Source organism: Microbulbifer sp. MCCC 1A16149 (genome assembly GCF_050368945.1).
Classification (GTDB): Bacteria; Pseudomonadota; Gammaproteobacteria; order Pseudomonadales; family Cellvibrionaceae; genus Microbulbifer.
In genome coordinates, this window is the sequence record NZ_CP185959.1 from 1,414,499 (window position 1) to 1,439,028 (window position 24,530).

Annotated in this window: 28 protein-coding genes; 22 read left to right on the top strand and 6 right to left on the bottom strand. The window is 58.7% G+C overall.

From position 1 onward, the window contains the following. The first annotated feature begins 78 nt into the window (after window positions 1-78). From rpsP to ACONT6_RS05995, 13 genes are all read left to right on the top strand, one after another. Window positions 79-318, top strand: coding sequence for a 30S ribosomal protein S16 (gene rpsP / locus ACONT6_RS05935; protein WP_078084810.1), 240 nt, complete (start codon window positions 79-81; stop codon window positions 316-318). 34 nt (window positions 319-352) lie between these two features. Further along, window positions 353-913, top strand: coding sequence for a ribosome maturation factor RimM (gene rimM, locus ACONT6_RS05940; RefSeq protein WP_428820847.1), 561 nt, complete (start codon window positions 353-355; stop codon window positions 911-913). Next, window positions 913-1,680: a tRNA (guanosine(37)-N1)-methyltransferase TrmD gene (gene trmD, locus ACONT6_RS05945; protein WP_428820848.1), complete on the top strand. Its 768-nt coding sequence runs from the start codon at window positions 913-915 to the stop codon at window positions 1,678-1,680. The genes rimM and trmD overlap by 1 nt, the downstream gene beginning before the upstream one ends. Before the next feature lie 78 nt (window positions 1,681-1,758). Further along, window positions 1,759-2,109, top strand: a complete 351-nt coding sequence (rplS, locus tag ACONT6_RS05950) for a 50S ribosomal protein L19 (protein ID WP_066965310.1) — start codon at window positions 1,759-1,761, stop codon at window positions 2,107-2,109. 90 nt (window positions 2,110-2,199) lie between these two features. After that, window positions 2,200-3,102 carry a site-specific tyrosine recombinase XerD gene (gene xerD, locus ACONT6_RS05955; protein ID WP_428821480.1) on the top strand — a complete coding sequence of 301 codons (903 nt, stop codon included), beginning with the start codon at window positions 2,200-2,202 and terminating at the stop codon, window positions 3,100-3,102. Between the two features lie 140 nt (window positions 3,103-3,242). Beyond that, window positions 3,243-3,992 (top strand): DsbC family protein, encoded by a 750-nt coding sequence (locus ACONT6_RS05960; protein ID WP_428820849.1) that lies wholly within the window; start codon window positions 3,243-3,245, stop codon window positions 3,990-3,992. 286 nt (window positions 3,993-4,278) lie between these two features. Further along, on the top strand, window positions 4,279-5,586 hold the full coding sequence (locus tag ACONT6_RS05965) for a homoserine dehydrogenase (protein WP_428821481.1): 1,308 nt from the start codon (window positions 4,279-4,281) through the stop codon (window positions 5,584-5,586). Between the two features lie 86 nt (window positions 5,587-5,672). Continuing rightward, window positions 5,673-7,064 (top strand): threonine synthase, encoded by a 1,392-nt coding sequence (gene thrC, locus ACONT6_RS05970; protein ID WP_428820850.1) that lies wholly within the window; start codon window positions 5,673-5,675, stop codon window positions 7,062-7,064. A gap of 97 nt (window positions 7,065-7,161) precedes the next feature. Further along, window positions 7,162-8,892, top strand: a complete 1,731-nt coding sequence (gene recJ / locus ACONT6_RS05975) for a single-stranded-DNA-specific exonuclease RecJ (RefSeq protein ID WP_428820851.1) — start codon at window positions 7,162-7,164, stop codon at window positions 8,890-8,892. A 73-nt stretch (window positions 8,893-8,965) separates the two neighbouring features. Beyond that, window positions 8,966-9,877 (top strand): DMT family transporter, encoded by a 912-nt coding sequence (locus ACONT6_RS05980; protein WP_428820852.1) that lies wholly within the window; start codon window positions 8,966-8,968, stop codon window positions 9,875-9,877. 25 nt (window positions 9,878-9,902) lie between these two features. Beyond that, window positions 9,903-10,529, top strand: coding sequence for a LysE family translocator (locus ACONT6_RS05985; protein WP_428820853.1), 627 nt, complete (start codon window positions 9,903-9,905; stop codon window positions 10,527-10,529). Between the two features lie 87 nt (window positions 10,530-10,616). Further along, window positions 10,617-11,141 carry a hypothetical protein gene (locus ACONT6_RS05990; protein WP_428820854.1) on the top strand — a complete coding sequence of 175 codons (525 nt, stop codon included), beginning with the start codon at window positions 10,617-10,619 and terminating at the stop codon, window positions 11,139-11,141. Window positions 11,142-11,222: 81 nt separating this feature from the next. Next, window positions 11,223-11,612 (top strand): MerR family DNA-binding protein, encoded by a 390-nt coding sequence (locus tag ACONT6_RS05995; protein WP_428820855.1) that lies wholly within the window; start codon window positions 11,223-11,225, stop codon window positions 11,610-11,612. 28 nt (window positions 11,613-11,640) lie between these two features. Here ACONT6_RS05995 and ACONT6_RS06000 read toward each other — a convergent pair whose 3' ends face one another. After that, entirely contained in the window at window positions 11,641-12,828 is a 1,188-nt protein-coding gene (locus ACONT6_RS06000) for a pectinesterase family protein (RefSeq protein WP_428820856.1), read from the bottom strand. A gap of 230 nt (window positions 12,829-13,058) precedes the next feature. Between ACONT6_RS06000 and prfB the strand changes: the two genes are divergently transcribed. After that, window positions 13,059-14,154 (top strand): peptide chain release factor 2 gene (prfB, locus tag ACONT6_RS06005; protein WP_428820857.1). Its coding sequence is split into 2 segments (ribosomal slippage): window positions 13,059-13,130 and window positions 13,132-14,154, totalling 1,095 coding nucleotides; the frame shifts between segments, so codons are not numbered across the junction. A gap of 257 nt (window positions 14,155-14,411) precedes the next feature. Further along, window positions 14,412-15,905, top strand: a complete 1,494-nt coding sequence (lysS, locus tag ACONT6_RS06010; protein ID WP_428820858.1) for a lysine--tRNA ligase — start codon at window positions 14,412-14,414, stop codon at window positions 15,903-15,905. Window positions 15,906-16,012: 107 nt separating this feature from the next. Here the strand turns inward: lysS and ACONT6_RS06015 are convergent, their stop codons facing one another. Genes ACONT6_RS06015 through ACONT6_RS06030 form a run of 4 tightly spaced genes read right to left on the bottom strand, consistent with a single transcriptional unit; the run spans window position 16,013 to window position 18,939 of the window. After that, complete coding sequence (locus ACONT6_RS06015; RefSeq protein WP_428820859.1) at window positions 16,013-16,861, bottom strand: PDZ domain-containing protein; 849 nt, start codon at window positions 16,859-16,861, stop codon at window positions 16,013-16,015. 39 nt (window positions 16,862-16,900) lie between these two features. Continuing rightward, window positions 16,901-17,509, bottom strand: a complete 609-nt coding sequence (locus ACONT6_RS06020; protein ID WP_428820860.1) for a TPM domain-containing protein — start codon at window positions 17,507-17,509, stop codon at window positions 16,901-16,903. Window positions 17,510-17,538: 29 nt separating this feature from the next. Beyond that, window positions 17,539-18,294, bottom strand: coding sequence for a TPM domain-containing protein (locus tag ACONT6_RS06025; RefSeq protein WP_428820861.1), 756 nt, complete (start codon window positions 18,292-18,294; stop codon window positions 17,539-17,541). A 15-nt stretch (window positions 18,295-18,309) separates the two neighbouring features. Beyond that, on the bottom strand, window positions 18,310-18,939 hold the full coding sequence (locus ACONT6_RS06030; RefSeq protein WP_428820862.1) for a LemA family protein: 630 nt from the start codon (window positions 18,937-18,939) through the stop codon (window positions 18,310-18,312). Window positions 18,940-19,035: 96 nt separating this feature from the next. On the opposite strand from ACONT6_RS06030, the gene ACONT6_RS06035 reads away from it, so the two are divergent. The 5 genes from ACONT6_RS06035 to ung all read left to right on the top strand — a co-directional run bounded on the left by ACONT6_RS06035 (window position 19,036) and on the right by ung (window position 22,598). Next, complete coding sequence (locus ACONT6_RS06035) at window positions 19,036-19,572, top strand: YaeQ family protein (protein WP_181253579.1); 537 nt, start codon at window positions 19,036-19,038, stop codon at window positions 19,570-19,572. Window positions 19,573-19,650: 78 nt separating this feature from the next. Then, on the top strand, window positions 19,651-20,133 hold the full coding sequence (locus ACONT6_RS06040) for a YajQ family cyclic di-GMP-binding protein (protein WP_428820863.1): 483 nt from the start codon (window positions 19,651-19,653) through the stop codon (window positions 20,131-20,133). 98 nt (window positions 20,134-20,231) lie between these two features. Continuing rightward, the gene (locus ACONT6_RS06045) at window positions 20,232-21,191 is read left to right on the top strand and encodes a hypothetical protein (protein WP_428820864.1); all 960 of its coding nucleotides are present in this window, start codon (window positions 20,232-20,234) and stop codon (window positions 21,189-21,191) included. Between the two features lie 37 nt (window positions 21,192-21,228). Beyond that, window positions 21,229-21,813, top strand: coding sequence for a uracil-DNA glycosylase family protein (locus ACONT6_RS06050; protein WP_428820865.1), 585 nt, complete (start codon window positions 21,229-21,231; stop codon window positions 21,811-21,813). A 59-nt stretch (window positions 21,814-21,872) separates the two neighbouring features. Next, window positions 21,873-22,598 (top strand): uracil-DNA glycosylase, encoded by a 726-nt coding sequence (gene ung / locus ACONT6_RS06055; protein ID WP_428821482.1) that lies wholly within the window; start codon window positions 21,873-21,875, stop codon window positions 22,596-22,598. 20 nt (window positions 22,599-22,618) lie between these two features. Here the strand turns inward: ung and ACONT6_RS06060 are convergent, their stop codons facing one another. Next, window positions 22,619-23,671, bottom strand: a complete 1,053-nt coding sequence (locus ACONT6_RS06060; RefSeq protein WP_428820866.1) for a YgfZ/GcvT domain-containing protein — start codon at window positions 23,669-23,671, stop codon at window positions 22,619-22,621. Window positions 23,672-23,787: 116 nt separating this feature from the next. On the opposite strand from ACONT6_RS06060, the gene ACONT6_RS06065 reads away from it, so the two are divergent. Together ACONT6_RS06065 and ACONT6_RS06070 are read left to right on the top strand one after the other, a co-directional pair. Continuing rightward, window positions 23,788-24,033 (top strand): succinate dehydrogenase assembly factor 2, encoded by a 246-nt coding sequence (locus tag ACONT6_RS06065; protein WP_078084276.1) that lies wholly within the window; start codon window positions 23,788-23,790, stop codon window positions 24,031-24,033. After that, a complete protein-coding gene (locus ACONT6_RS06070) occupies window positions 24,008-24,514 on the top strand; it encodes a protein YgfX (RefSeq protein WP_428820867.1) in 507 nt (168 codons plus the stop codon). The genes ACONT6_RS06065 and ACONT6_RS06070 overlap by 26 nt, the downstream gene beginning before the upstream one ends. Window positions 24,515-24,530: the final 16 nt, after the last annotated feature.

Below are 24,530 nucleotides of genomic sequence, written 5' to 3' on the forward strand. Positions count from 1 at the left end.
GTCTGAAATACCGCCGTGAGGCGGGATATGCCGGTCATAAAGTGTGACCGGTGAGTGTTGAAACTACAGGATAGCTACATGGTAACCATTCGTTTGGCTCGTGGCGGTGCAAAGAAGCGCCCGTTTTATCACCTGACTGTGACTGACAGCCGCAAATCCCGCGACGGTCGTTTCATTGAGCGTGTTGGCTTCTTCAACCCGGTAGCCCGTGGTCAGGAAGAGCGTCTGCGCATCGACCGTGAGCGCGTTGAATTCTGGGTAGGCCAGGGCGCACAGGTTTCTGATCGCGTCAGCAAGCTGCTGAAAGAATCTGCCTGATCCCTGATTTTGCCCATTTGTCTGTATCCGGGGTATGGCTGTGGCTGAGCATTCGGTAAATAGCGAAGAACTGGTCACAGTCGGACGTATCACTTCGGTGTACGGCGTCCGGGGCTGGGTCAAGGTGCACTCCTTTACCGAGCCAATGGACAATATCCTGCATTTTTCCCGATTGTGGCTTCAGGCCGTCGGGGCGCAGGGTGAAGGGCAGTGGCAATCTCTTGATATCGAAGAAGGCAAGCGCCACGGCAAGGGCCTGATCGTACATATCAAGGGTGTGGACGACCGCGATCTCGCGGCGCAGTTCTGCCAGAGAGATATTGCAGTTGCCGGCAGTGAAATGCCGCAGCTGGAAGATGGCGAGTACTACTGGCACCAGTTGCAGGGGCTGCAGGTGGTGAGCCAGTTTGAAGGTCGTGAATACCGCTTCGGCGAAGTGGTGCGACTGATGGAAACCGGTGCCAACGATGTGATGGTGGTGCGGGGCGGTGACGACGGGCGCGAGCGCCTGATTCCGTATCTGCCCGGTGAATTCATCACAGGCGTCGATCTCGACGCGGGCCAGATTACCGTCGATTGGGACCCCGAGTTCTGATGGCGGCCAGGCGCGTGGCCCTGGTGAGCATCTTTCCGGAGATGTTCTCCGCACTGACCGACTACGGTATCAGTGGGCGGGCGGTCAAAGACGGCCTGCTGGAAGTGCGCTGCTGGAATCCCAGGGATTTCACCAGTGACCGGCATCGTACTGTGGACGATCGTCCTTACGGCGGTGGCCCCGGCATGGTTATGTTGGCTGAGCCGTTGTCCCAGGCGCTTTCCGAAGCGCGAGCCTGGGCAGAGGAGGCGGGTCCCGCGCGGTCGATTTATCTGTCACCCCAGGGGCGACAGCTGGATCAGGCCGGAGTCGAGCATCTTTCCCACAGCGGTAACCTGGTTCTTTTGGCCGGGCGCTACGAAGGGGTAGATGAGCGGTTAGTGGACGCCCTGATTGATGAAGAGTGGTCGATTGGCGACTACGTGCTCAGTGGTGGCGAGCTCGCTGCCATGGTGCTGGTGGACGCGGTTACGCGTTTGATACCTGGCGCCCTTGGGCACGACCAGTCGGCAGTGGAAGACTCTTTCGCTCAGGGGTTGCTTGATTGCCCGCACTATACTCGCCCGGAAGATTTTCGCGGCGAAAAGGTGCCGGAGGTTCTGCTTTCCGGTAACCATGAAAAGATACGCCGCTGGCGACTCAAGCAGGCCTTGGGTCGCACGCAGCAGCGCCGGCCAGACCTGTTGGAAAAGCTGGCGCTGACTCCGGAACAGGCGCAACTGCTGGATGAGTTCCTGCAGGAAATGCCGCCGGAGCAACAGAATTAATATCGAATTCGCCGGGAGGCGGGAGTAATTCGGTGATCTAGCCGTGAGGCTACACAAAACCCTTTTGGAGAACTCCAAATGACCAACAAAATCATCCAGCAGCTGGAAACTGAACAGCTCAAAGCCGAACTGCCTGAATTTGCCCCGGGCGACACCATTGTCGTTCAGGTAAAGGTAAAAGAAGGTAACCGCGAGCGTCTGCAGGCGTTTGAAGGCGTTGTGATTGGCAAGCGTAACCGCGGCCTGAACTCCTCTTTCACCGTGCGCAAGATCTCTCACGGTGTTGGTGTTGAGCGTACCTTCCAGACCCACAGCCCGCTGGTAGATAGCATTGCTGTGAAGCGTCGTGGTGACGTTCGCCAGGCCAAGTTGTACTACCTGCGCAACCTGACTGGTAAGGCAGCTCGCATCAAGGAAAAGCTCGGCTGAGTTTTCCTGCGACACGAAAAACCGGAGCTTGTCTCCGGTTTTTTTATGCCTGAAGAAACCGCACGGGGAGGCCTGTGCTTTAATGGCGCAATGAGCAACTTCCACAATCCACAAGGACTGATTACCGCCTGGCTCGATATGCTGTGGGCCGAGCGCGGGGTCAGTGAGCACACCCGTGCCGCTTATGGCCGCGACCTGAAGGCATTTGCCGAATACTGTACCAGCGTCGGCAAAGACCTTGGTCAGATTATTCGCGAGGATATCCTGACCTATCTCTGCGCTCGCCACGAGGCGGGGCAGTCAGCGCGCTCCAGCGCCAGGGCGCTGGCCGCACTGCGCAGCTTTTATCGCCACTGTTTGCGCCAGGGGATGATAGAGCACGACCCGGTGGCGCTGGTGGACAACCCCAAGATACCCAAGCCGCTGCCGAAATCGCTGTCTGAGAGTGATGTCGAGCTGCTGCTGGAGGCCCCGGATACCGAGACCCCGATTGGTCTGCGGGACAGGGCCATGCTTGAGTTGCTCTACGCATGCGGGCTGCGAGTCAGTGAGCTGGTAGGGCTTAGCCTGTCGCAACTGAATCTGCGTCAGGGCGTGGTGCGCGTGTATGGCAAGGGGCGCAAGGAGCGGCTGGTACCCATGGGGCGCGCGGCTGAGCGCTGGCTGGAGAGATACCTGGGTACGGCCCGCCCGCAGCTGCTGGCAATGGGTGAGAGCGACGCCTGTTTTCCCGGTCGCGGCGGGGACGCCATGACCCGTCAGACGTTCTGGTACCGTATCAAGCACTGGGCAAAGGTTGCCGGTATCGAGAAACCGCTGTCCCCGCATACCCTGCGTCACGCTTTTGCCACCCACCTGCTGAATCACGGCGCGGATCTGAGGGTTGTCCAGCTGCTGCTGGGGCACTCGGATCTGTCCACAACTCAGATCTACACCGCGGTGGCCCGGGCCAGATTGCAGGCTCTACACGGCGAGCACCACCCCCGCGGGTGATTGGTGCGTGGTAATTGTGTCCTGCATGTAGTAAAACGCGCACTAACTGCTCGAATACAAGAGACAGGTGCCATACTGGGCTGAACCCACGACCGCAAGCGCTGTCGAAAAATGACGAATAATCTGGAGCGAACCGAATCATGACCTTTCTTGCCAAGCCACTCTCTGCGCTCGTCGCTACCGCATCTTTATTGTTGGGGCAGGCTGCCGTTGCGGACGTGGACGCCGCTACAGCCAAGCAGATCAAGGCCAAGCTTGCTGCGGGGAATCCGCAAGCGAATTTCGGGGATGTCCGTGAGAGCCCGGTTCCCGGCCTGTACGAGGTGGATGTGAATGGCGGCAATGTGCTATTCGTTTCCAAGGATGGTGGTCATTTTATTGCTGGCGACCTGTTTGAGGTGGGTCCGCAGAAGGTGGTGAATCTGTCCGAGCAGCGTCGCGGTCGCCACCGTGCGGAGGTGATGGGAGAGCAGGACCTGAAAGATATGATCGTGTTTTCCCCCAAGGGAGAAACCAAGGCGCATATCTACGTGTTCACCGATGTAGACTGCGGTTATTGCCGCAAGCTGCACGACGATGTCCCCAAACTGAACCGCATGGGTATCGAGGTGCGCTATCTGGCGTTTCCCCGCGCGGGCCTGAATTCCGTGGGCTACCGCAAGATCGCCACCGCGTGGTGTGCTGACGATCCCAATCAGACGCTGACTGACCTGAAGAACCGCAAGAATGTGCCCCTGGATGTATGCAAGAACAATCCGGTGGCGGCCCAGTACAAAATGGGTAACGAGGTGATCGACGTGCGCGGAACGCCCACGATTGTGATGGAAGACGGTACCGTGGTGCCCGGCTACCTGCCGCCGGACACCCTGGCCAAGGCGCTGGGCATCTGAGCCCGGTGCCGACGGAAAGACCCTGAAAAGACCCTGAGAAGGCCGGCAATCGCCGGCCTTCTGCATTATGGGATACGGGTGGAGTAGCGCGGTGGTGGATATTTGACCGCTCTGCGCAATTTAATTGACAATTTCCCCCTGATCTCAGTAAGGTTGTCGACCTTTTTTTGATTTAAACGCCAGTTATTGCGCTGTGTTCCATTAGAGTCATGCGCGGAGGGATGTTGTGAGCGCATTTGCCGACGAAGCCACCAAGGTAGTAGAAAATTCAAATTCTGTGGGCAGCCTGCCCGCGGTACGTATCGGTATTTGTGGTCTCGGGACCGTAGGTAGCGGTACGGTCAATGTCATGGCGCGGAACTGTGAGGAAATCGCTGCGCGCTGTGGCCGCGCTGTAGAGATCGTCCAGATTGGCGCGCGGCGCGACAACCCGGATTGCGATACCAGTGGCCTGAACGTCACCCGCGAAATATTCGATGTGGTCAACAACCCCGATGTCGACGTTGTGGTTGAGCTGATCGGCGGCACCACCGTGGCCCGCGAGCTGGTGCTTACGGCCATCGCCAACGGCAAGCACGTGGTTACCGCCAACAAGGCTTTGATTGCCGAGCACGGCAATGAGTTGTTCGCTGCAGCCGCCGACAAGGGCGTCACCATTGCTTATGAAGCCGCTGTCGCCGGTGGCATCCCGATTATCAAATCCCTGCGCGAAGGTCTTGTCGGTAACCGCATCCAGTGGCTGGCGGGGATCATCAACGGAACCGGCAACTACATCCTGACCGAAATGCGCGAGAAGGGTCGCAGTTTTGACGAGGCGCTGGCCCAGGCCCAGGCACTGGGATACGCCGAGGCGGATCCGACTTTTGACGTGGAAGGTATCGACGCAGCGCACAAGCTGGTGATCATGGCGTCGCTGGCCTTCGGCGTACCGCTGGCCTTCGACAAGGTGTACACCGAGGGAATCAGCGGTGTTGCCAAAGAGGATATCCAGTACGCCGATGAACTGGGTTACCGCATCAAGCATCTGGGTATTGCCCGGCGCACCAACGATGGTGTGGAACTGCGCGTACACCCGACCCTGATTCCCCAGCGTCGCCTGATCGCCAATGTGAACGGTGTGATGAACGCGGTGCTGGTCAATGGCGATGCGGTGGGTCCGACCCTGTATTACGGTGCCGGCGCCGGTGCCGAGGCGACAGCCTCTGCAGTGATCGCGGATATTGTCGATGTGGCGCGCACCCTGAATGTACGTCCCGACCAGCGCGTACCGCTAGCGGGTGTGACCCAGGACAGCCAGGGTAATCTGGACGATGTTCTGCCCATGTCTGAGACCGAGACCAGCTATTACATGCGCATCTCTGCGTTTGACAAGCCGGGTGTCATGTCTCAGGTGGCAAAAATCTGCAGTGATCAGGGCATCAGTATCGAGGCGCTGATCCAGCACGAGCCGGCGGAAGATGAAGAGCTGGTGCCGGTGGTGCTGCTGACCAGCCGCGCGCGTGAAGCGCAGCTGCAAGAAGCGGTCAGCCAGATCGAGGCGCTGGACAGCATCCAGGGTCCTGTGGTCCGCATCCGCGTCGAGCCCCTTGGCTGATCCGATTCAGCACTTTATGTATTTGAGGTGGGCGCTGCGCCCACCTCATTCCCCCTATCAAGAATTATCCAGATCAGTACAACACCGTGAAATTTGTCAGCACCCGCGGCCGTGCGCCGTCTCTCAGCTTTGCCGATACCGTCCTCACTGGCCTCGCCAGCGATGGCGGGCTTTATGTTCCCGAAAAACTGCCCACCTTCAGCCGCGAAGAAATTGCGGAAATGGCGGGGCTGGATTATCGGGAGCTGGCGTTCCGCATCATGTGGCCGTTCGTCTCCGAAGATCTCACTGAAGACGAAATGCGTGGAATTATCGACCGCGCCTATGCCAATTTCCGCCACACTGCGATTGCGCCGCTGGTGCAGACCGATCACAACGAGTGGGTGATGGAGTTGTTCCAGGGGCCGACCCTGGCGTTCAAGGATTTCGCCTTGCAGTTCCTGGGGCAGTTGTTCGACCTGTTGCTGAAAAAGCGCGGCGAAAAAGTGGTAGTGCTGGGTGCGACGTCCGGGGATACCGGTTCTGCAGCGATCGAGGGTTGCCGTCACTGCGAGAACATCGACATCTTCATCCTGCATCCGCACAACCGGGTATCCGAGGTGCAGCGCAAGCAGATGACCACGGTGCTGTCGGACAACGTCTACAACATCGCGCTGGAGGGCAATTTCGACGATTGCCAGAATATGGTCAAGGCCAGCTTTGCGGATCAGTCCTTCCTGCCCGATGGCCGCCGCCTGGTTGCGGTGAACTCCATCAACTGGGCGCGGATCATGGCCCAGATCGTCTATTACTTCTACGCGTCGCTGAGTCTCGGTGGTCCGCACCGTCCGGTGAATTTCTCTGTGCCGACCGGCAACTTCGGGGATATTTTTGCCGGTTTCCTGGCGCGTGGTATGGGGCTGCCGATCAACCAGCTGGTGATCGCCACCAATGCCAACGATATTCTGCACCGTTGTATCAGTGCCAACGATCACTCCCCCAAGCCGCTGGTGCACAGCCTGTCGCCGAGTATGGATATCATGGTGTCCAGCAACTTCGAGCGCCTGCTGTTTGATCTCTACGATCGCAATGGCGAGTCGGTAGCGGAGCTGCTGGCAGATCGCAGCGCGCCGCTGAAGCTGGATGACAGTGTTCTGGAAAAAGCACGTACCCTGTTTGCCTCCGAGCGGGTAGGGGACGAGCGCACTGTGGAGGTGATTCGCGAGGTGTTCGAATCCACCGAATACCTGCTGGACCCGCATACCGCCATCGGCGTGGAAGCCGGGCGGCGCGCACGCAAGTCCAAGGCCGAGCCGATGGTGTGCCTGGCAACGGCGCACCCGGCCAAATTCAGCGAGGCCGTGGACAAGGCGCTGCCGGGTACCCAGGTTCCGCTGCCTCACCATATGCAGGACCTGCTGCAACGGGAGGAGCGGTTGCAAGTTCTGCAAAACGACCTTTCTGCGGTACACGATTTTATCTCAAGCGCTCTGGGCTAAGCGCTGCTTGAGCCGCAGCCGGTCGGCGGTAGAATGGCAGTTTGCCGGGGAATACCGGTAAACTCAGGAACCATAAAACCGACAGCGACCGGATGCGATGAACGCGATTATTCGAAGACGGCCAGTGGATTTGTCCTCTGGCCGTTTTACTTCCTCTACACCAGAGATTCTGCAGCGGGTATTGCTGGGGCGCGGCGTCGCCAGCGATGACGAGTTGGATCATCAACTGACACGATTGCACAGTCCCGTTTCCATGCGCGGGGTCGAGGCGGCGGTCAACCTGCTGGTGGACGCCGTGCGCGGTCAACAGAAAATCCTGATCGTCGGCGACTTCGATGCCGATGGGGCCACCAGCAGCACCCTGTCAGTACTGGCTCTGGGGGCGCTCGGTGCCGGACCGGTGGACTTCCTGGTGCCCAACCGCTTTGAGTTCGGCTATGGCCTGACCCCGGAAATTGTCGAGGTGGCGCGGGAATACAATCCAGACCTGTTGATCACCGTCGATAACGGCATCAGCAGCATTGATGGGGTGACCGCCGCGCGCGAAGCGGGCCTCAAGGTCATTGTCACCGACCACCATCTCCCCGGCAGTGAGCTTCCCGATGCGGATGCCATCGTCAATCCCAACCAACCCGATTGCGATTTCCCGAGCAAAAATCTCGCCGGGGTCGGTGTCATTTTCTACCTGTTGAGCAGGCTGAAAAGTGTATTGCAGGCCCGGGGCTGGTTCGAGGAAGCCGGTATCCCCGCGCCCAATATGGCGGAGTACCTGGATCTGGTGGCGCTGGGTACCGTGGCGGATCTGGTGCCTCTTGATCACAACAACCGTGTGCTGGTACATCAGGGGATCGCGCGAATCCGCGCCGGTCGCTGCCGTCCGGGTATCCAGGCGCTAATGGATGTGGCGGGGCGGGATCGCTCACGCCTGTCGACCACGGATATCGGGTTTATTCTGGGGCCGCGTATCAATGCGGCGGGTCGCCTGGATGATATCGGTACCGGCATCCGCTGCCTGTTGACCCGGGACCCGGAAGAAGCCCGCGAGCTGGCGGCGGAGCTCGACAGTCTCAATCGCGACCGCAAGGCCATCGAGGCGGGCATGCAGCGGGAGGCAATGGCGGCACTGGAAAAACTGCAGCTTGCCGAAGAGGGTTTGCCGTGGAGCCTGTGCCTGTATGACGGCGCCTGGCATCAGGGTGTGGTGGGGATTCTCGCCAGCCGTATCAAGGAAAAATTCCACCGTCCGGTGATCGCGTTTGCCGATGGTGACAACAACCTGATCAAGGGATCTGCACGTTCCATTCCCGGTTTGCATATTCGCGATGTGCTGAGTGACGTGGCGGCGACCCACCCGCAACTGATCAGTAAATTTGGCGGCCACGCCATGGCTGCCGGGCTGAGTTTGCCGGCGGAAAACCTGCCGGCGTTTACCGAGGCTTTTGAGCTGGCAGTGCGCCGGCGTCTCAGTGAATCGCAATTGCAGGCGGTAATAGAGACAGATGGCGAATTGCAGCCACAGGAATTCTCCATGGAGACCGCGGCGATACTGCGCGCCTGTGCACCCTGGGGGCAGGCGTTCCCGGAGCCGGAATTCGATGGCGAGTTTCTGCTGTTACAGCAGCGTATCGTCGGCGAGCGGCACCTGAAAATGGTGGTTGCACCCGTGGCCGCGCCTCAGCAGGCGCTCGATGCGATCGCATTCAACATCGATACGGATTTCTGGCCGGCGCAGGTGGAGAAAGTCCAGCTGGCATTCAAGCTCGATATCAATGAGTTTCGCGGCCGGCAGTCCCTGCAGCTGATGGTCAGCCATATCCATCCCCTCTGAACATCAGCGGGTTTTCCAAATTATTTCTTTCAGCGGGCGCGATGGGTGCGCCCGCTATTTTCCGGTGAGTGGTATGAATCCAAAACAGGCGAGAGCCGAGCTTCTGTTATTACTGGCCGCACTTTTCTGGGGCCTCGCGTTTGTGCCGCAGAAAATTGCCATGGAGCATATAGAGCCGTTGGCTTTCAATGCCTGGCGCTTCTTCCTGGGCGGGCTTTTGCTGATCCCCATCGTTTACTGGCTCTCTTCGCGCCGGGATGTCCAGCCTGGCGAGCAGGACGGCACGCCGGTAAACCATCGCTGGCGTAAATGTCTGCCGGGCGGCGCGGTGCTCGGTTTCTGGTTGTTTCTCGGTGCGGCATTGCAGCAGGTCAGCCTGTTGTATACCACGGCGGGAAGGGCCGGGTTTATTACCGGGTTTTACCTGTTGCTGGTGCCGGTTATCGGCTTGTCCCTCGGGCACAAGACCAACCGCTGGACCTGGGGTGGAGTGGCCCTGGCGCTGATGGGGCTGTACTGGCTCGCGGACTTTTCCGAAGAGGCGCAGTTGATCGGCGACCTGATGGTGTTTGCCAGTGCCTTTGTATTTGCGATACAGGTGCTCTCTGCGGATTATCTGGTACACCGCTACGATGCACTGCGACTGGCTGCGATCCAGTTTCTGGTGTGCGGGTTACTGTCTGCGTTGGCATCGCTTATGGTGGAGCAGCCTACCGTGCAGGCAGCCTGGGATGCCGCCTGGCCGATCGCGTACATGATGATCTTCTCCACTGCGATCGCCTTCACTTTCCAGCTGCTGGGGCAGCGCAATGCCGCTCCGTCCCACGCCACGGTGATCATGAGCCTGGAGTCTGTGTTTGCCGTGGCTGCGGGCTGGTTGTTCCTGAATGAAATGCTGAGCGGGCGCGAACTGATTGGTTGTGGCCTGATGCTCGCAGGCATGTTCGTCAGCCATTTTGGGAACCACCAGGGCACCCATCACTGAGCCGGATGCAATTGAGGAGTATCGAATGCTGGACTGGTCTCTGCTCGCATTGTTTGTGCCGACGTTTTTCTTTGTCTCCATAACCCCGGGAATGTGCATGACCCTGGCGCTTACCATGGGAATGGCGTTTGGTGTGCGTCGGACCTTGTGGATGATGCTCGGTGAATTGTGTGGTGTGGCGCTGGTGGCCATTGCCGCGGTGCTCGGTGTCGCCGGCTTCATGCTCAAGTACCCGGCGGCTTTTCAGGTGTTCAAATACTGTGGTGGCGCCTATCTGGCATACCTGGGCATCCAGATGTGGCGCGCGCGCGGGCGCATGGTTCTGGTAGAACCCTCGAGTGGTGAGCAGCCGGCAATTCCCCCGTGGTCCCTGGTTAGCCAGGGGTTTCTGACAGCGGTGGCAAACCCCAAGGGGTGGGCATTTTTTATCGCGTTGCTGCCACCATTTATCAATCAGGGGAAACCGCTGTTGCCGCAGATGGTGGTACTGTTGTGTATCATTCTGGCACTGGAGTTTATCTGTATGCTTATCTACGCCAGTGGCGGTCGCACTTTGAGTCGCTTGCTACACCAGGGTGAGAATGTGCGACTGATGAACCGGATTGCCGGCACTTTGATGCTCGGCGTCGGTGGCTGGCTCGCGCTAAGCTGAAACATGCAGGTTTCACGCACGGGCGGGAGAGCCTGAGAATTCGGTAAAGCGGGTTCAGAAATGGAAATTCGGCAAAAGGAGAGCTTTATGTGTCATACATGGCTAAGAGTCGCCATTGCGGCCGTGTGCTTGATGGCGATCGGTGGGTGTGATTCTTCGCAAAAGCCAGCGCCGGAAACTCAGTCTTCAAGTGAGTCTTCAAGCGGGTCTGCAGGTGAGCAAAAGCCCGAGGGCGGGGCGGAGCAGCCTGAACAGAGTGCGGCGGGCGCAGACGCTGGTGCCAGTCAGCCGGCGCAGGACAATCAGAGCCTGTGGGTGATGGAGGCGCGCGGTAACAAGCAGTGCGAAGGCGGCGGCAAAAGCCTCGCTGCCAGTGGTGCAGAGCTGGCGCAGAATGGCATAAGGGTGCAGGAGTCCCGCTGCGCAGTGCGAACCGATCGCATGTATCCCGCGGTATGTGGCGGTGCTACCGGCGACGTGCTGATGCATCGGATACCCGCCAGTTTCCTCGACGCGGCGCTGGAATTGGGTTTCGATCCGGCCAAGGAAGGCCAGTACCAGTTTACCGATTGCGCGCAGGCAACCTCGGGCAGTGCGCCGCAGCAGCGCTAGCCCGAGTGCCGTCTTGACCTTCCCCTTACGGTAACCTCCAGAATTTCTGCAAATGGACAGGATTGCTGTGAGGACTTCACCATGAATATTTCACAAGCGGCCCAGCGTGCGGGGCTTACGGCAAAAGCGTTGCGGTATTACGAGTCGATAGATCTGCTGGTACCGCAGCGCAATCCCAATGGTTACCGGGAGTACAGCCAATCCGATGTGGCTACGCTGCAGTTTATACAGCGCGCCCGGGCCTGTGGCTTTACGGTTGAGGAGGTGCGCGAACTGTTGGCGCTGTATCGAAACCCTGGTCGACGCAGTCACGACGCCAAAGTGCTGGTGGAAGAAAAACTGCTTCAGGTTGAGCAGCAGCTGGAAAGCCTCAGGGCGATGCGCAGTAGTCTGCGAGGGCTTGCAGACGCCTGTGCCGGAGACGATTCGCCCAAATGCGGCATTCTGGATCATCTCGCCAGCGGCGAATAAAGCGCTGGCGAGTTTGATATATGGCCATTCAGAAAGACGGTTGCCAGCCCGCCAGAATGCGATCGCGGGTATAGGCTTCCGCTTCCGCATCGCTTAACTGGCGTCGCAGAGGGTGTGACTTGGCGCCGGGGCCGTGGCTTTGATACTCGAAGAATCGCGCACTTTCCGGTGTGAATACCGTACTTTTACTGCCGTCTCTACTGGTTCCGCGCATAGACGCCCAGCCGCCTGCAGTGATGTGGTCATCCATGTAGGAATTGATAAACACCGCGGCACCAATGGCATTCGGGTCCGCATAGCGGCCATCGGGGAAGGTCGTCGTGGGGTGCCAGGGGCGCCCAAGCGGGGACGAGCTGGCAGGCACGCCGGGCGCCTTCAGTAGTCTGCAATTTAGAAATACCAGTCCAAACGCGTTGCTGATATCGGTGCTCGGTGCCGTCACGTAACCCACATTTTCCCGTTCTGTACCCCGCGGGCGCGTCACGATATCGCTGTCCTCAAACAGTGCCTGCCCGGCGCCAAAGATAAAATCCACGTTGCCTTCGATCACGCTGTCCACAAAGTAACTGCGCCCTCCCTGAACAAACAGCGTGTCCTGATAGCCCAGCAGGCGCACATTGCGAAACGCTGAGCGATCGCTGTTAAGGCCGGTTTCCAGTGCAACCGCCTGCGTGCCATTGACCTTGTCGGTGTGATCTTTGGGTAGGGCATCGGTGGCGAGGAAGTCGAAACTGTTTTCAATGGTCAGGTTTTCGGCGCGGAAGTCCTTGGCCTCCACCGTCAGCGTGGCGGTGGCAAAGGTCCCCATCTTTTCGCCAGAGCCCGGTTTGGCATCGGGGGCCGGCATGCCCGCGTAGTCGCCGTAACTGATGACCGTCTTGTCGCGGTCGGCGCCAATCAAATGCACGTTGGGTTTATCTACCAGTACTTTTTCCCGGTACTGCCCGGCAGGGAGATAAATTACGTACGGTTCATCGCCCTGCGCTGGAGCCTGCGCCAGGGCCTCCGCAATCGTGGGGTAGCTGGCCTGTGCGATATCCCCGGATGTGGCCGCGACTACTGCGTCGTACTTCCGCTGCTGGGCCTCCGTGCAGGCAGAGACCGCGAGGACTGCCAGTACCAGGCCCACAAGGCCGGTTCGCGCCCGGGATAGCGTGGAGGCGCGACTCGGCAAGCGAGGCATGAGGGGAGGGGTGGGGTGGGTATTCGTCGCCATGACATCAGCTCCGTTCAAAAATTGGTCTGATCGTTATCTTTTTTGGTCAGGCCATTCTAGCGCTGTCGCCGCCGGCGTCTCAAGATGTCATCGCGTCTACACTGGGCATCGGCCGGCGACTCGAAGACCGTTGTGGCCAATCACCTGCGCCGGTGGCTTGCCCCCTTATTTCTCGGGGCTGGCTGAGGTAGAATGCGCGCCCGATTTAACCGACAGAAGCCGACGCATCTATGGAAATCAATCCGCTTCTCAACCAGCTGAAAGACCTCGAAGAGCGCACCGACGTTCTTAGGGGGTATCTTTGACTACGCTGGCAAGAAAGAACGCCTGACCGAAGTCGAACTGGAACTGGCCGAGCCCAGTGTCTGGGACGACCCCGACCGCGCCCAGGACCTGGGTCGCGAACGCTCCTCCCTCGAAGCCGTGGTAAAGACCATCGATGACCTCGACAGTGGCATCAGCGACTGCCGCGAGCTGCTCGATATGGCCGTGGAAGAGGACGATGAAGATTCCGTAGCGGAAGTCGCCAGCGAACTCGAAGGACTGCAGGAACAGCTGGAAACCCTCGAATTCCGCCGCATGTTTTCCGGCGAAACCGACGCGAACAACGCCTATCTGGATATCCAGGCCGGCTCCGGCGGCACCGAAGCCCAGGACTGGGCCGAAATGCTGCTGCGCATGTACCTGCGCTGGGGCGAAGCCCACGGCTTCAAAACCACTCTGGAAGAGGCCTCCGCCGGTGAAGTCGCGGGCATCAAAAGTGCCACCATCCACTTCCAGGGCGAATACGCCTTCGGCTGGTTGCGCACCGAAACCGGTGTACACCGCCTGGTACGGAAATCCCCGTTCGACTCCGGCAACCGTCGCCACACCTCGTTCACCTCCGTTTTCGTCTCTCCCGAGATTGACGACAACATCGAGATCGAAGTGGACAAATCCCAGGTGCGTGAAGACACCTACCGCGCCTCCGGTGCCGGTGGTCAGCACGTGAACAAAACCGACTCTGCCGTGCGTTTGACCCATATCGAATCCGGCATCGTCGTTGCCTGTCAGAGTGAGCGCTCCCAGCACCAGAACCGCGACAAAGCGTGGAAGATGCTGCGGGCAAAACTCTACGAGCAGGAAATGCAGAAGCGCAACGCCGAAAAACAGGCGATGGAAGAGAGCAAGTCCGACATCGGCTGGGGCAGCCAGATCCGCTCCTACGTACTGGACGACCAGCGCATCAAAGACCTGCGCACCAGCGTTCAGACCAGCAACTGCCAGGCAGTGCTGGATGGGGACCTGGACCAGTTTATTGAAGCGAGCCTGAAGGCAGGCCTCTAAGGTCTAGTTTGCTTTCGTATCCTGCTAACGAAGTAATTTGGTAGGAAGCGAAGGGCAAGTGCCGGGGATTAAGTTTCGAAAGCGTCGGCGACAGGGACGTCGCCGACGCAGCGTACATGGATGTATTCATAGGGGGGCGCCTAGCTCGGTTTCGAAACCGAACCCCGGCCAGTGCTCCACCGCCACGGACTTCAAAGAACAGCTCCCCATAGCTGGCCGCGAAGTCCGCAACACACCCAAAAAACATGTGATAGATCATGAGCAACACACCAACTCAGCAAGACGAAAACAAACTGATCGCCGAGCGCCGCGCCAAACTGAGTGCCATGCGCGAGAAGGGCAATGCCTTCCCGAACAGCTTTCGCCGCGAAAACCTCGCCGCCGACCTGCAAAAAGAGTTTGGTGAAAAATCCAAGGAAGAACTGGAAACCGAAGGCAATACCGCCTGCGTTGCCGGCCGTATCCTCGCCAAGCGCGGCCCCTTCATGGTCATTCAGGATGTCACCGACCGCATCCAGCTGTACGCCGACAAAACCGCCCAGAAAGATATCAAAGAGCGCTGGGGCACCTGGGATATCGGCGACATCGTCGGTGTAAAAGGCCAGCTGCATAAATCCGGCAAGGGCGACCTCTACGTCAACTGCGAAGAATACAGCCTGCTCACCAAAGCCCTGCGCCCGCTGCCGGAGAAATTCCACGGCATCGCCGACCAGGAAATGCGCTACCGCCAGCGCTATGTAGACCTGATCGCCACCCCGGAATCCCGCGACGTATTCCGCATTCGTTCCGAAGTGATCAGCTATATCCGCAGCTACCTGAACAACAACCACTTCATGGAAGTGGAAACCCCCATGCTGCAGGTCATTCCCGGCGGTGCCACCGCGCGTCCGTTTGTGACCCACCACAACGCACTCGACATCGACATGTACCTGCGTATCGCGCCGGAACTCTACCTCAAGCGTCTGGTAGTCGGTGGCTTTGAACGCGTGTACGAAATCAACCGCAACTTCCGCAACGAAGGTCTCTCCACACGTCATAACCCCGAGTTCACCATGCTCGAGTTCTACCAGGCGTACGCGGACTACAACGACCTGATGGATCTCACCGAAAACATGATCCGCGGCATCTGCACCGATGTACTGGGTAGCACCACTGTCCAGTACCAGGACAGCAGCTACGACTTCGCCAAGCCGTTCGATCGTATCAGCGTGTTCGACTCGATCCTCAAGTACAACCCGGAACTGAAAGCCTCCGATATCGACAATATCGAGAGCGCGAAGAAGGTTGCGCAAAACCTGGAAATTCCGCTCAAGGACATCTGGGGGTTGGGTAAAATCCAGATCGAAATTTTCGAGAAAACCGTTGAGCACCGTCTCGACCAGCCGACCTTCATCACCGAATACCCGACCGAAGTATCGCCACTGGCGCGTCGCAACGACGATAACCCGTTCGTGACCGATCGCTTTGAATTCTTCGTCGGCGGCCGCGAAATCGCCAACGGGTTCTCCGAGTTGAATGACGCGGAAGACCAGGCCGAGCGCTTCAAAGCGCAGGTGGCTGAGAAGGATGCCGGTGACGACGAAGCCATGCACTACGATGCCGACTATATCCGCGCGCTGGAATACGGACTGCCGCCGACCGCTGGTGAAGGTATCGGTATCGATCGCCTGGTAATGCTGTTGACCAATTCTCCTTCCATTCGCGACGTACTGCTGTTCCCGCATATGCGCCCGGAAGTTTCTGCAGAGTAAATCTCGCGGAAAGCGCTGTTTAAGAAAGCAAGAGACAGCAAAAACAAAAAAGGCGATGGTCACTGACCATCGCCTTTTTTGTTGAAAGAGAGGGGGGGTGACTTACGCTAGCCGCGAATACCGAGCGGGCCCGCGGGGAGATAGATGGTTTCCGGAGCCGAGCTTCCCTTGCGCTGAATCTCCACCTCGACCGATGTCCCGGGCTTGGCCTGGTAGACCTGGGTGCGCAGGTCGCCCATATGGTAGATACGCTCGTTGTTGTAGCGGATGATCTTGTCGCCGGGTCGCAGGCCCGCCTCATACGCCGGCGTGCCGTCCAGCAGGTCGCCAATTTCCATTTCCGTGCGCCCGCCAAAGGCCTGCAGATACTGTTCGAATTCAGCGTCCGTCAGTTCATCCTCGAATACCCGGCGCGGGTTGCTGTAGGTCTGCATCTTTTCCTGCAGAGCCTTGGCCTCCGGCGAGCGCTTGTCTTTCATGTGGTGGTATTCGTAACTGAACTGCATCTGTTCGTACTGAATGCGCTCCTGCTTATCTACGATAAAAGCGGCGCGCTCGGGACTGAATCCCTCTTCGGTAAGCTGGCGGATCTGGTTTTCACGCATGCGGTCGTAGCGGTTCTGGTGATGGTTTTGCGGCGGTTCGCGGGAAACCATATCGTGCTGCGCGGGCGCGATGCCTGCATGGCGGGTCCCTTCTTCGCCCGCACCGGGCTCGAACCTGCTGTTCAGTTCATTGACCAGCTCCAGCAGCTGCCCCTGGATCTTCAGGGTCTGTTCGAGCGTCTTTTCCAGTTGTTGTACCCGCTCTCCCAGGTTTCCCTTGGGCGCGCCGGGCTGGCTAGCAAAAATTGCTGGTGTGGAGGGGGAGTCAGAACCTATCCACTGGCCTACGGCCGCGCCGACTGCAAGCAGGGAGAGGGCCGCCAGGGGGAGGGTATATTTGCGCAACATCATGGGGTCACCAATCGACTTCGGTTTGCCGTTAGTAGCAAATTATAGGAGTACCAGGTGATTGGGTAGTTCGTTCTTGATAGTCGTGGCGGGGGCGGCTTCCTCGAGTAGCTCGCCACATTTTTCTACACAGTGCACAAAGGCCTCGCCAGTTTTCCCCTTTTTGACCTCGTGAATAAAGTTCTCAACGATCTCCTGCCAGCTCTCATTGGTAATCTGTTCCGCGAGGCCGCGGTCGGCGAGAATTTCGACATAGTGCTCTGCCTGGGAGACAAAGATCAGTAGCCCCAGGCGGTGCTTGGTACTGTGGAGCTCGTGTTCGAGAAATTGTCTGCGGGCGAGATTGGAGGCGCGCCAGAAACGCACTTTTTTCGGCACCAGCTTCATGGTGAGCGGTCGCCAGCGGAACAGTACTGCAAGCACGATGAACAGGATCCACTGCAGGGTGAATGCCTGCTGGTATTCGATCCACCAGGGCAGGAACTGCATCAGGGGCGCGAGTAACAGAGACAAGAATGCGGCCCACAGGGTCGAGATATACAGGTAGTTGTCGGACTGGCGTGCGAGTACGGTAACCACCTCGGCATCGGTGCGCGACTCTACCTCCTTGATGGTATCGGTAAGTTTGCGTCTTTCGCTTGCATTGAGCATCGTCATATTCCGTGTGACCCGGGTCCGAATTACCAGCCGCCGGAAGCGCCGCCGCCGCCAAAGCCGCCTCCGCCTCCGCCGAAACCGCCGCCAAATCCGCCACCACCACCGTAGCCGCCGCCAAAACCGCCACCGCCATAGTAGCCGCCGTAGCGCCCACGGCGGTAATTGCTGCCCCCGGCGGGCGCGCCGAGCACTGACGCGCCAAATATCTGCAACATGACAAACAGCAGGAAAATACCGACCAGTAGTGCGAGCCGGCGGTTCTCATTCGTTTCCGTTGACTCTGCTACATATTCATTTTTGATTGCCGCGATAATGGACTCGACGCCCGCGGTCACGCCGCCATCAAAATTGCCATTGCGGAACTGGGGCAGGATTTTGGTGTGGATGATATTCGAAGACAGGGCATCGGTTAGCGCACCTTCCAGTCCGTAACCCACCTCGATGCGCACCTCGCGTTCCGCCGGTGCCACGATCAGCAGGGCGCCGTTGTCCTTGTCCTTCTGGCCGATTTTCCAGTGTCGGCCCAGCTGGTAGCCGTATTCTTCGATGGTCAGCCCCTGAAGGTCGGGAAGGGTGACCACGACGATCTGGTTGGAGGTATCCTTCTCCTGCTGTTGCAGCATCTCCGTAAGCTGGTAGCGGGTGCTCTGGCTCAGCAGGTTGGCATTGTCCACCACGCGCCCGCTGAGCGGCGGGAATTTGACTTCGGCGACCGCTAAGCCGGTCCACACGAGGGCCGGACAGAGGAACAGAAGTAGGGCGATCCGTCGGATCGTCATGCAGGGCCCCGCTGGTTACTGGAAGTCGACTTCAGGCGCCTTGTCAGCATCCTGGCTGGTAGCCTCAAAGGTATCGCGAATGGGCATGTCGCTGTACAGGATGCTGTGCCAGATACGTCCCGGGAAGGTGCGGATTTCGCGGTTGTAGCGTTCCACCGCGGCGATATAATCCCGGCGGGCCACACTGATGCGGTTTTCTGTGCCTTCCAACTGGGATTGCAGTGCGAGGAAGTTCTGGTTGGCCTTGAGATCCGGGTAGCGTTCCACCACCACCATCAGGCGCGACAGGGCGCTGCTGAGTTGGGATTGTGCTGCCTCAAATTGCTGCAGCTTGGCCGGATCGTTAATGATCCCGGAATCTACCTGCATCGAACTTACCTTGGCGCGCGCCTCGGTAACCGCTTCGAGGGTTTCCCGCTCGTGCGCGGCATAGGCTTTGACGGTTTTCACCAGGTTGGGAATCAGGTCTGCGCGGCGCTGGTACTGGTTCTGTACCTGGGCCCAGGCGGCCTTCACATTTTCATCGTAACTGGGAATATTGTTGATGCCACAGCCGCTCAGGCCGAAAACCAGTAGTGAGAGCAGCAGGGTTTGCCACAGCCGGCGCAGGGAAAAATTCGGTTTGCCTGAGAGTACAGAATTCATTCCATTCATCCATGTTGGTCCTGAACAAGACAATAATAGTCTCCAATCTGTCGGCATCCGGCAAGTTCGTCCTGCCAACCTAATCAGAGAGCAGTAATGGCATTAAAAGCTACCATATTCAAAGCCAGGCTTCAGATCGCCGATATGGATCGGGATTATTACGGGGAGCATCTGCTCACCGTGGCGCGGCATCCGTCCGAGACCGATGAGCGTATGATGATCCGCCTGCTGGCCTTTGCCCACAATGCCAGTGAGCAGCTGGAATTTACCCGCGGGCTGTCCAGTGACGACGAAGCGGACCTCTGGCAGCACAGCCTCAGCGGTGAAATTGAAACCTGGATTGAAGTCGGGGTGCCTGCGGAAGATCGGGTGCGCAAGGCCTGTGGCCGCGCGCAAAACGTCATGGTATATGCCTACGGGCAGCGCACCGCCCCGGTATGGTGGCAGAAGATGGAATCTGCTTGCGCCCGCTTCGACAATCTGCAGGTGTTTTTTCTGCCCGCCGAACAGTGCGCACAACTGGCGGCGCTGGCGGAGCGCAATATGGATTTGAGTGTCACCATCCAGGACGGGCACCTCTGGCTGGCCGCCGCCGACCAGAATGTAGAAGTCCTGCCCCAGCGCTGGAAATAAAATTTTCATACTGCCCGCACAGCTGCGGGTGCTTTGTCGTCCAATTTGAATTTAGTAATTTGTAAGTGGAGCCAGATAATGCCTTCTTTCGATATCGTATCCGAAGTAGATAAACACCAGTTGACCAATGCAGTGGACCAGGTGAATCGCACTATCACCAACCGTTTTGACTTCAAGGGCGTGGATGCCGAAGTGGAAATGTCGGACTTTGCGCTGACACTGCGCGCCGAGTCGGAAATGCAGGTGACCCAGATGGTGGACATGCTGCGCGCGGCCCTGATCAAGTGCGATATCGATCCGTTGGCTATGGACGTGGGCGACGAAGAGCAATCCGGCAAGCAGGTGAAAGTCGCGGTCACCCTGAAAAATGGCCTCGACAAAGAGTTGGCAAAAAAGATCGTCAAGATCATCAAGGAAGAAAAGCTCAAGGTGCAGGCGTCTGTTCAGGGCGACCAGGTCAGGGTCACCGGCAAGAAGCGAGACGACCTGCAGCAGGTGATTGCCATGTTGCGGGGTAAAGAGCTGGAGCAGCCGTTGCAGTTCAATAACTTCCGCGACTGAGTCATTTCCCGACCTCGACCAGATGCGATTGCGCGGGGGATAGTTTGCCAGTTCTTACCAGGTTCATACGCCGCTTGTGTAGCAGCGCAGTCGTGGGTATGGGCATATTGACGACGCTTGCTACCGGAGCCTCGGTAAGGGCATCGAAAGCTCCGGATATCGCACCGGTACCGGTGATGCCTGCGTACTTACTGCACGCCTGGTGGATCGATGGCAGCGAAGGGCTGGATGTCTCCGGCCTGAGTTTCTGTAACGGCGATCTGCTCGCGGTTGCGGACAAGTCGTCCGAGCGGATCTATCGGCTTTCTCCTGAGCCCGGACGCAGGTCTGTGCAACTCTTCTCTTTCGCGGACTTCTCCCGCCCGCCGCTGCCCGATGATCAGCCGGTTACGGCAAAAGCGCGGGCGCTGCATTACGCGAGCAAATCACTCAGCATGGATTTTGAAGGGATCACCTGTGATGACACGGGCATTTACCTGTTGAGTGAGCGGTACAATCGTATTGCCCGGCTTGATCTGAAGGATAACGCCGGGCACTGGTTGCCCGTGCGTTGGTCGGAGTCCGCGCGAAAGCGCGGCTTTCTGCAGCTGTTCAATGCCGAGAGCGAAGGTCTGGTCAAGGTTGCCGGCGATTTCTGGGTGGCGTTGGAGCGGGATCCGCGCGGGCTGTTAAAGCTTGCAGCGGGCGACCGTGTCGGGCAGCGATTTTATCCGGTGCCAGCGGTGCGCGGACTGGACTTTCGCGGTCGCTCGGAAGACCTGACTGGGCTGGCTCTTTACGACGGGTCGCTATTCACCCTGGAGCGCAATGCGTTTGCAGTGTGTCGGCGAGACATCGATACCCTCGAAGCGGACTGGTGTATTCAGTACCGGCATGTGGAAGAGGGGGAAGAATACGTCTATCGCAAGACCCGGTTCGGCAAGGGCGAAGGGCTTGCGGTAAACCGGGACGGGATTTTCGTGGTGCTCGACAATAACGGTGTGACGCGCGCGGCCGCGCCGCAGGATAGCCGCGGTCTGCTGATGCAGCTGGCGTTTCCTGCCGCGTCGGGCGAGTAGGGGGTGGCCCAGTGGCAGGATTAGTGGTGAGACACCAGTGAGCGAGCGCGACCTTGAACTGTTGCTGAAAGAGGTGCGCGGCTGTCGATTGTGCGAGGCTCACTTGCCCCTGGGCCCCCGGCCGGTTTTGAGTGCCGCGCGCTCGGCCAAGTTGTTGATTGTCGGGCAGGCGCCGGGAACGCGGGTCCACGAGACCGGCATCCCCTGGAATGACCCGTCCGGTGATCGCCTGCGCGACTGGTTGCAGGTAGACCGCGATACTTTCTACGATGAATCCCGCATCGCCATCATACCTATGGGGTTCTGCTATCCCGGGCGCGGCAAGGGCGGAGACCTGCCGCCACGACCGGAATGCGCAGCTGCGTGGCACCGCCAGTTACTGGAACAGTTGCCGAATATCCGGTTAACCCTGCTGATTGGTCAGTATGCCCAGCGCTACTATCTACCGCACTGGTATGGCAGCATTACCGAAAACGTGCGCCACTATGCGGATGCGCTGCCTCACGGCCTGTTTCCGCTGCCGCACCCCAGTCCTCGCAATACCCTGTGGTTGAAACGCCGCCCCTGGTTCGATGAGGAAGTGGTGCCGGCACTGCGCACGCAAATTCACAAATTTTTATAGAAGTTATCCGGCTGAAACCGTGCGCGGTGTTCCGTCGATTGAAACTGGACGATCAGGTTATGCAGGCTCCGGGCAATATCAAAATTCACCCCAGTTGGTTTTCTGTGTTGCAGCCGGAATTCAACAAGCCGTATATGGCAGAGTTGCGACAGTTTCTGCTGGAAGAGAAGCAGGCGGGGAAAAGCATTTTTCCCCCGGGCGGGCAGATTTTCAACGCCTTCAATTCAACGCCGTTTGATCAGGTGAAAGTGGTCATTCTGGGGCAGGATCCCTACCACGGTGCGGGCCAGGCACACGGGCTGTGTTTTTCGGTCATGCCGGGCGTGCGGGTTCCGCCGTCATTGAAAAATATTTACAAGGAACTGCAGTCGGATCTGGGTATTGAACCGCCCAATCACGGATGTCTGCAGCCCTGGGCGGAGCAGGGTGTACTGTTGTTGAATGCGACCCTGACCGTTGAGGAGAGCAGGGCGGGCGCCCATCAAGGGCGCGGATGGGAGCAGTTTACCGATGCCGCGGTACATGCGCTGGCGGAGCAGCGCGAGGGCGTGGTATTTATCCTCTGGGGTAGCTACGCGCAGAAAAAAGGCAGCTTCATCGATGGCCGCAAGCACCTGGTGTTGAAAGGGCCCCATCCATCTCCATTGTCCGCGCACCGGGGGTTTTTCGGTACCCGGCCATTCTCCCAGGCGAATACCTACCTCCAGCAGCGGGGCGATGTGCCGATCAACTGGGCGCTGCCAGCAGCCAGCGAACTGCACCGCGTTGCCGTGGAAATTGGATAGCGCGGTTTATATCGTTTGCGTCAGGTAAGCGGGTCGGCATCCGCGTCGTAGGGCAGTTCCTGTAGCTCGAGCACGCGTCCGTCTTCAAGCTGCAGCGGCTCGCCATCGGCCACTTTGCTTTTGGTGAGTACCGCCAGCACCTCGATATCGTCTCCAGAGCGACACGCCTGTACCAGATTGCCGATACTCGAGCTGCCACCCGGGACGAAAATCTCGTCGCCTGGTTGTGGCAGCGCCCCTCCATCAATCGTTGCAAGATACATACGCCGCTTGGCGGCGCCCAGGTATTGCATGCGCGCAACCACTTCCTGTCCCGTATAGCAGCCTTTTTTGAAGCTCACGCCGCCCAGCAAGTGCAGGTTCAGCATCTGCGGGATAAAACTTTCGCTGGTGGCCTGGTGTACCTGTGGCAGCCCGGATTCGATCAACTGCTGCTGCCAGTTGGTGTAGCTGCCGGCCACTGCGGGGCCTGCGGTCAGCTTCTGCCACAGGTCCGGCGCCTGTTCCGCGGGAAGCTGCACCACCACATTGCGCTCACTCACACAGGCTGCAAGAGCGCGATGGCCGTTGTGATCGAAGGTGCGTAATTGACCGGGTACCAGGTCGGTCTCGGTGCTGTTCGATAGATTGAGCAGCTGGCTGCAGGCCGGGCCGGCATCGCGGCCGACCAGGCCAAACCAGTGCTGCTGGTCGCTGATGTCGGTCAGTTCGGCCTTGAAGAAGACCGAGTATTTTTTAAGCGCGGCGAGGGCAATGGCCGTCAGGTCTCGAGGCAGGAGCAGGACAAACTCGCTCTGGTCGATTTTCAGCGCGTGGAAGGCACTGATCATGCGTCCCTTGGGATTGCAGTGACTGCCGAGTGTCAGGTGCTCGTCGGGCAGGTTTACCAAGTCACAGGTGAGTTGCCCCTGCAAAAACTTCTGGCTGTCGGGCCCGACAATGGAAATGGCGCCCATAGGGCTCAGGTCGATTAGCTGCAGGTCGGTACTGGCGCCGGTATCGAATTCCGCTGTGCCGTCAATCCATCGGGCTCCCTGGCTGCTGAGATAATCCTGCCACTGCTGTTGATCCATGCTGAACTTACTACCTTTGGCGCTGTTTCGTGTGGTGCAGTATCTGGGGTTTTGCCGCGGGATTTCAACTACCGGTATACTGCGCGCAATTCGCAAATTAGGTTTGAGAAAGAAGTATGGATCGCAACCGTCTGTTTTGGGCCAGCCGCCGCGGCATGTTAGAGCTGGATCTGGTGCTGCTGCCGTTTCTGGAAAATGTTTACGAGACGCTTTCCGAAGAGGACAAGCAGCGTTATATCAGGCTGCTGGATGAGCAGGACCAGGATCTGTTTGCATGGTTCCTGCGCCGGGAAGATCCCGAAGATCCGGAATTGAAGAAAATCGTGCAGATCATCCGTGACAACACCGGTCTGCAGGACTGATCCCTCTATTCGCAGCGCGGCCTCCAGCTTTCGGGTAAGGGATGGCGCTGCGAAACCCTCCCGATCACCTGGTGAACGCAGTGCCAGGCTGGCCTGTGATTTCACGCCTTCCCGCGTCCTACAGACGTCTCTGGTACTGCTCGTGATCCAGAGCTGCCTGTTAGTGTGTTTCTCGCGTCTTTCCTGGATGCTCGTTGCCCTGATGGTCCCCGCTATCCTGGCTTTTTCACTCTATGAATGGCGACGCCTGCTGCGCGGAGCCGGACGGCTGTCCACCGCCGAACGACGCTGGTACTGGCAGGCCAAGGGCGGAGCCAAGCGGGAGTTCAGGTTCACTGGTGAACTGACATTGTGGCGCTGGCTGATCGTAATCAACGGCCGCGATCTAGACGGCCGTCGAATACGACTGGTGTTGTGTCGGGATAGTGCCGACGCCGATGAATGGCGTCGGCTGCTGGTGGCACTGCGCTATTCCCGCTAGCGCGGGAGTAGGCGGA

Excerpts from the sequence above, each read along its gene's own strand:
- rpsP (WP_078084810.1), top strand. The coding sequence starts at position 79 with ATGGTAACCATTCGTTTGGCTCGTGGCGGTGCAAAGAAGCGCCCGTTT.
- rimM (WP_428820847.1), top strand. The coding sequence starts at position 353 with ATGGCTGTGGCTGAGCATTCGGTAAATAGCGAAGAACTGGTCACAGTC.
- trmD (WP_428820848.1), top strand. The coding sequence starts at position 913 with ATGGCGGCCAGGCGCGTGGCCCTGGTGAGCATCTTTCCGGAGATGTTC.
- rplS (WP_066965310.1), top strand. The coding sequence starts at position 1,759 with ATGACCAACAAAATCATCCAGCAGCTGGAAACTGAACAGCTCAAAGCC.
- xerD (WP_428821480.1), top strand. The coding sequence starts at position 2,200 with ATGAGCAACTTCCACAATCCACAAGGACTGATTACCGCCTGGCTCGAT.
- ACONT6_RS05960 (WP_428820849.1), top strand. The coding sequence starts at position 3,243 with ATGACCTTTCTTGCCAAGCCACTCTCTGCGCTCGTCGCTACCGCATCT.
- recJ (WP_428820851.1), top strand. The coding sequence starts at position 7,162 with ATGAACGCGATTATTCGAAGACGGCCAGTGGATTTGTCCTCTGGCCGT.
- ACONT6_RS05980 (WP_428820852.1), top strand. The coding sequence starts at position 8,966 with ATGAATCCAAAACAGGCGAGAGCCGAGCTTCTGTTATTACTGGCCGCA.
- ACONT6_RS05985 (WP_428820853.1), top strand. The coding sequence starts at position 9,903 with ATGCTGGACTGGTCTCTGCTCGCATTGTTTGTGCCGACGTTTTTCTTT.
- ACONT6_RS05990 (WP_428820854.1), top strand. The coding sequence starts at position 10,617 with ATGTGTCATACATGGCTAAGAGTCGCCATTGCGGCCGTGTGCTTGATG.
- ACONT6_RS05995 (WP_428820855.1), top strand. The coding sequence starts at position 11,223 with ATGAATATTTCACAAGCGGCCCAGCGTGCGGGGCTTACGGCAAAAGCG.
- ACONT6_RS06000 (WP_428820856.1), bottom strand. The coding sequence starts at position 12,828 with ATGGCGACGAATACCCACCCCACCCCTCCCCTCATGCCTCGCTTGCCG.
- lysS (WP_428820858.1), top strand. The coding sequence starts at position 14,412 with ATGAGCAACACACCAACTCAGCAAGACGAAAACAAACTGATCGCCGAG.
- ACONT6_RS06015 (WP_428820859.1), bottom strand. The coding sequence starts at position 16,861 with ATGATGTTGCGCAAATATACCCTCCCCCTGGCGGCCCTCTCCCTGCTT.
- ACONT6_RS06020 (WP_428820860.1), bottom strand. The coding sequence starts at position 17,509 with ATGCTCAATGCAAGCGAAAGACGCAAACTTACCGATACCATCAAGGAG.
- ACONT6_RS06025 (WP_428820861.1), bottom strand. The coding sequence starts at position 18,294 with ATGACGATCCGACGGATCGCCCTACTTCTGTTCCTCTGTCCGGCCCTC.
- ACONT6_RS06030 (WP_428820862.1), bottom strand. The coding sequence starts at position 18,939 with ATGAATTCTGTACTCTCAGGCAAACCGAATTTTTCCCTGCGCCGGCTG.
- ACONT6_RS06035 (WP_181253579.1), top strand. The coding sequence starts at position 19,036 with ATGGCATTAAAAGCTACCATATTCAAAGCCAGGCTTCAGATCGCCGAT.
- ACONT6_RS06040 (WP_428820863.1), top strand. The coding sequence starts at position 19,651 with ATGCCTTCTTTCGATATCGTATCCGAAGTAGATAAACACCAGTTGACC.
- ACONT6_RS06045 (WP_428820864.1), top strand. The coding sequence starts at position 20,232 with ATGGGCATATTGACGACGCTTGCTACCGGAGCCTCGGTAAGGGCATCG.
- ung (WP_428821482.1), top strand. The coding sequence starts at position 21,873 with ATGCAGGCTCCGGGCAATATCAAAATTCACCCCAGTTGGTTTTCTGTG.
- ACONT6_RS06060 (WP_428820866.1), bottom strand. The coding sequence starts at position 23,671 with ATGGATCAACAGCAGTGGCAGGATTATCTCAGCAGCCAGGGAGCCCGA.
- ACONT6_RS06065 (WP_078084276.1), top strand. The coding sequence starts at position 23,788 with ATGGATCGCAACCGTCTGTTTTGGGCCAGCCGCCGCGGCATGTTAGAG.